Origin of the sequence: Shewanella sp., from assembly GCF_051658185.1 — a bacterium.
GTDB lineage: Bacteria > Pseudomonadota > Gammaproteobacteria > Enterobacterales > Shewanellaceae > Shewanella.
On record NZ_JBOFMC010000388.1, the window covers coordinates 1 to 5,315 of the forward strand.

Consider the following 5,315-nt stretch of genomic DNA (forward strand, 5'->3'; position numbering starts at 1 on the left):
GCGACGCTGACACCGATGAGATAAAGGCTTAATGGGGAAAACCGTCATCTTCTTCATCGTCTTCTTCGTCGTCATCCATATCATCGCCAACGAAATAGGTGCCCCAACCATCGTAATCGACCTTCTGCTTGGCCGCTAATTGCAGCAATTGCTCGGCGGCCTTATCCAGCAGGGCCACATCCAACTTATGATGGGCAATGGCATCAAAACAGAAAATCACCGAGCCATCCTCTAGCTCCATTTCTTCAGCATCGTTCACTTCAAAACCGAATTTAAACGCATCCACTGCGGCTTTTTCTAGGCGATCAAAATTGGTCGACGAAAAATGATGCTCAATCGTATATTCGGCATCGGGATCCGAGCCATCGTCCAGCAGGGCTTGCACTATATCGCGATTCTCAGCAAGCTGTTCTTTTAACAGGCGTTCAATAGACATGGATGGGTCTCCGTTAAGGTCAATCTTAAGATCATTCAGGCGCAAATTGCCGTTATTATACGTCATCAGCCACAGGAGTTTTACCCATTAATGCGCTAGCCTCCTGATTTATCTCAACCAGTTTAGCGGCCATGCTGTCATAAATCTGCGCCGACAAGGCTTTCACATCGGCCTTATCTAGCCCTGCCGTCGGGACTGGAGCCATCATTTCAATGATCACGACCCCATTATCCCAACGGTTTAAATGGATATGACCTTGGCAAGAAGCCAACACGGGCACCACTGGCACGCCGGCAGCAATCGCCGTATGGAATGCCCCCGCTTTAAAGGGCAACAGGCCACGACCACGGGAGCGAGTGCCCTCGGGAAAAATCCACACCGACAAACTTTTTTGCTTAATCTTTTCCACCGTTTTGGCCATGGTATCGAAGGCGCTGTGGCGGTTTTTACGGTCAATAAGAATATTGCCCGATAGCCAATAAATTTGGCCAAATAATGGCATCCACGCCAAACTTTTTTTACCTAAGCTCACTGTGCCCGATGGCACCGCTTTAGTGTGCGTGAACAGATCGAAGTTATTTTGATGATTTGCAAGGAAAATATACGGGCCATTTTGCACATCTTGATGGCGACGTACGATGACTTTGATCCCCAATAGTGGCGCCACCGATGAGAAGATCTTGGCGAACATATGTACATTGTCACGGTGGCGTGGCCGTAATAAACACACCAATCCGCCAAAAATAAAGGCAAGCAACAAAGACACCGCCAACAGCATAGATCTGACGATTAACAGCACAATTTACTCCAACAAAAAAAGTGGCGACAGTATAGCCACCATGGTCCTCTGACTCAATATATTGTTTACATCTGTAAGCTGACTGGCGCCCATAAAAAAACCATAGGCGAATGGCCGTTCCACTCCGCCTATGGTTTTCTAAATGGCTTATGACTCTATGTTTTTATGTGGTTTTTAGTGCAAAACCCCTTTGATTTACAGGTCAGCGTTCATGCCAGTTTGCGATGGTTTTAGCTGACGTAAGCCGACTCGAAATACCCAAGCACTCAGCGCTAAGGTCGCGACAATGGCCGCGCCGCTAGGTAAATCGAATGTGGCCGACAGCGTTAACCCAAGCAGATAACCGCTTAATCCCACAAGGTAAGCATAAAATAACCGCCCTTTTCCCTGATATTTATTCAATGCTAAAGCGGGCAAAATCAGGGTACTAAACACCAGATAGACACCTACCAACTCCACCGAAAGGGTGATCACCAGCGCAAACAACAGATAAAATCCGGCGCCATCCAGAATCGCTGGCCGCAGGAAAATCGCCAGTAACACACCGGCGTAAACCAACGCAGGTAACAGCAATTGTGACCAACTCACCCAGAGGATTTGGCCCGACATCAATTGCTTTAATAGCTCAGCCCCATGGGGATCATTGGCCAGCAGCAACATCGCCGCCACCGCTGATAACACATAGAAGCAACCTATCAACGCCTCCAATTCAGACGCCATCCGTTTGGCGAGCCAAGCAATCAATCCTGCGCCACCGAGCGCAAAAAGTGCTGGCATCCACACATGGGAAAATGGCATGGCCTCCAAGCGACTATCCATGTGAGCCACAATAGCCCCAAGGGCGGCAACCTGGGCAATGGCTAAATCAATAAAGATAATGCCACGTTTAAGCACTTGTTGCCCAAGCACGATGTGCGTTGATAACACTAACATCCCCGCCGCCAACGCGGGGAGTAAAATGCTCATCAGCTCCAGATCAAATAGCGCAGCGAAATCAGCCATAGGTGCTATTTCACTCCGTTTAACAGGGAGATAACGCTGTCGTACAGACTAAAAAGATCTTGGCTGTCATCATTGCCGCCAACCGACATCGGCAAGCGCACTACGGGCAGATTGGCTTTGTCGGCCAGCCAGTTGGCGCCGCGATCATCCTGATAGGAGGCCACCACTACCGCCAAAATATCCCCTTGTGCGGCGCGGGTGAGCAAACTGGCTAAATGACTGCTAGAAGGCATAAGACCCGGTTTAGGCTCAAGATCCGCCACCTGCTCTATCCCTATCCAGTTAAATAGATACTTAAAACTAGAGTGGTAAGCGAACACTTTCTTGCCCTTTAATCCCTGAGCTTGTGCCTCCCAGCGGCTAATCGCCGCCTGCCATCGCTCACTAAAGTCGCTCAGTGCGCGTTGATACGCCGCTGTACCTTCAGGATCCAGTTGTTGCATCTTGGCGCTTAATGCGGTGGCGACCTGCAATAACCGCTTAGGATCAAAGTGTAAATGGGGATTTCCTAGGGCATGCACATCACCCATACTGCGATCCACTGTGGCCAGCTTATCTAAGGTATCGATGTGCTCTGCCGCAAAAAAGAGTCCTTGCTCCCGAGAAAGCACCTTGGCATTGGCAGACTTCATTTGCAGCATAGGCAACCAGCCCACCTCCAGATCGGCACCGGCACACACCACTAAATCCGCTTGACGCATTTTGGCAATCAAACTCGGGCGTGCCTGCACCTGATGAGGATCCTGCAAGGCCGTGGTCGCGGCGTAAATCGTCGCCGTGGGCGCTAACGCCTTGGCCAAGGCTGCATATTCAGGCTCACAGGCAAACACATTCAGCTCAGCATGAGCCATGCCGGTGTAGGTGAGCATGCACCCTACCCCAAGGCATCTGAGTAACTTAGAATTGATGCGCACCATGGGCCCCCAGAGACATAATATATTGAAGAGTAAAGATGTTATCGTCTTCGATACCGTCGAAGTTAACCCCATTTTGGTGAGTATATTGCACCCGCACCGTTGAAAAATGGCTAGGGTGCCATGCCAATGTCAGCTCTGATTCCTGTAACGTTTGTCCGTGAAAATGTTCATCATGAAGTGCTTGAGTATCCACTTCGCCATAGCGCAGCCCGGCAGACCAGCTTGGCGTCAACTGATACACTCCGCTCAAATACCAGCCCTGATGATAATCCTTACTCGGCGCATCCTCTGCGGCTAATCCCACTGGGGCAAAATCGGTCACCCGAAAATATTCCCCACTCAAGGTGACATTCTGATACTTGTAGTTGCCATTAGGTGCCCACTTATAAACAAAATCAGCACCATAGGTATTTTTGCCCGTATAAGATGCCCTATGGCTATGATCGTGAGCGTCTTCAGCAACCTCTGCCAGTGCTCCAGCTTCGTGATGGGGCGCTAGTTGACCATTTTCGTTACGCAGGTAACTCAAACCCGCTTGCCAAGCACTGTTATCACCGATATCACCGCCAATTTTTGAATATACGGTGTAAACACCCACTTCTTTAAACTCACGCTCGCCGTGGTCATCATCTGCCCGTAAGCTCTCACCCCTAAAGGCCTCCAGCCCCATTGTCCAATACAGATCCGTCGGCGCGACAACGCTGAGCCGCACCCCATCGTCAAAGTAATGCCCACCTAAAAACGCCCGATAGGCAACTGGGCGTTCGGTAAAGGCATCTGTATGTAAATGTTGATTATTCAGATAGCCAATGTCCGATAGGAAACGACCGGCACGCATTGCAAAGCCTGCTGGCATCGCCAGCGTCTGAATAAAAGCTTCCTCAAGAATGAGCTCAGTCTCTCCCTCATGCAGCTCAATAACCGCGGTGAGTTTACCGTAAAACATATCGTCAATATTGGCGCTCATGGCCAGCTCGGTTTCACCTAAGCCAAAGCCACTGCCACTTTCAGCCAATGGCCGTTCTGCCGTTTGGTAATAACCATTTAACACCGCGCTGATCGCGGGATTCGTTAAACTCGGCTCTTGCGCTATCGCTCCACACGATATCACCCCACAAGAAAGCCACGCACAGGCCATCGCCACCACAGTAATGGGCGTTTTAACAACAGTCATAATATCTCCAAATACAACAAGCGCTCGGTGACTATCGAATGTCACCAAGGGATTAAAATCTAAAATTAATTTTTAAATACAATAAATTAGAATGTAAACGTTGCTTTAGAGTTAAACCGGTGGGCCACGGCTAAGGTAAACACTGACATGCTTGGAAAGGAAAATCGTAAACACACGCTCAAGCGACTCGACCTGCTGCACCACAGGATCGAGTTGCAGCGGTTGGCTTAATAAAATGTGTTTAAACTGGTGTTGCTGAATGCATAAGGTACAGTGGGTCTTGGCGCCATCATCCAGATGGGTCACGCTGTGAGCAGAGACGACAAAAGACAGCAGCACCAATATAGCGGCCAGCCATATCGTTATCCCGTGTCTAATGTGACGATGTAATCTCACTCTGTCATTCTCACAGCCAATCTGTCATTTTCACAGCCCATAAAGTGGCGCCAGTTTATGCAGGCTAATCCTAAGATGCAATATGCCAACGCAACAACACCCTTTACATAGGCTTTACCATCACACCTTTGGGCAATCACACTGGCGAGCACAATCACTCATAAGCAAATATCAGCACGCTTGGTCGGCATATCACGCATTCAGCCCTATATGGAATTAAGATTAACTTAAGTGAGTCTATTTATAGTGCACAGTGTCCAGTGAGTAAAAGGGCCGCAAGCGCGATGCTTGAACTAATCAATACGACGTAGGCGCTGCCCTCTTGAACGATGCACACTTGGTTGATTAACACTTGGTTGATTAACACTTGGTTGATTAACACTTGGTTGATTAACACTCGGCCGAACAACACTTGGCACCCCCAATTCATTCAGCAAAAGGCAACTAAAATGCTAGCATTTCTCCGCGAAAACTTAGGACTTATCTTAGGTATTGTGATTTTCGGCGCTGTGATTTTAGGTGGAATTTACTATGTAGAACATTCATTAGAGAGCCAAGAGCAAGTCGTTCACTAAGCGGCTCACCGCATCT

The 5,315-nt window shown here is 48.8% G+C and carries 6 protein-coding genes; all 6 read right to left on the minus strand.

What is annotated here, in order from left to right; genetic code table 11:
* Positions 1–28: 28 nt before the first annotated feature.
* Complete coding sequence (rraB, locus tag ACRCZA_RS14465) at positions 29–436, minus strand: ribonuclease E inhibitor RraB (protein ID WP_438675105.1); 408 nt, start codon at positions 434–436, stop codon at positions 29–31.
* A 55-nt stretch (positions 437–491) separates the two neighbouring features.
* A complete protein-coding gene (locus ACRCZA_RS14470) occupies positions 492–1,235 on the minus strand; it encodes a 1-acylglycerol-3-phosphate O-acyltransferase (RefSeq protein WP_438675106.1) in 744 nt (247 codons plus the stop codon).
* Between the two features lie 195 nt (positions 1,236–1,430).
* The gene (locus ACRCZA_RS14475) at positions 1,431–2,237 is read right to left on the minus strand and encodes a metal ABC transporter permease (protein ID WP_438675107.1); all 807 of its coding nucleotides are present in this window, start codon (positions 2,235–2,237) and stop codon (positions 1,431–1,433) included.
* Between the two features lie 5 nt (positions 2,238–2,242).
* Entirely contained in the window at positions 2,243–3,151 is a 909-nt protein-coding gene (locus tag ACRCZA_RS14480; RefSeq protein WP_438675110.1) for a metal ABC transporter solute-binding protein, Zn/Mn family, read from the minus strand.
* On the minus strand, positions 3,135–4,328 hold the full coding sequence (locus ACRCZA_RS14485) for a hypothetical protein (protein ID WP_438675108.1): 1,194 nt from the start codon (positions 4,326–4,328) through the stop codon (positions 3,135–3,137). Before ACRCZA_RS14485 ends, ACRCZA_RS14480 begins: the two co-directional genes overlap by 17 nt.
* A gap of 111 nt (positions 4,329–4,439) precedes the next feature.
* Positions 4,440–4,724 (minus strand): ABC-type zinc uptake system zinc chaperone, encoded by a 285-nt coding sequence (locus ACRCZA_RS14490; protein WP_438675109.1) that lies wholly within the window; start codon positions 4,722–4,724, stop codon positions 4,440–4,442.
* Positions 4,725–5,315 lie beyond the last annotated feature (591 nt).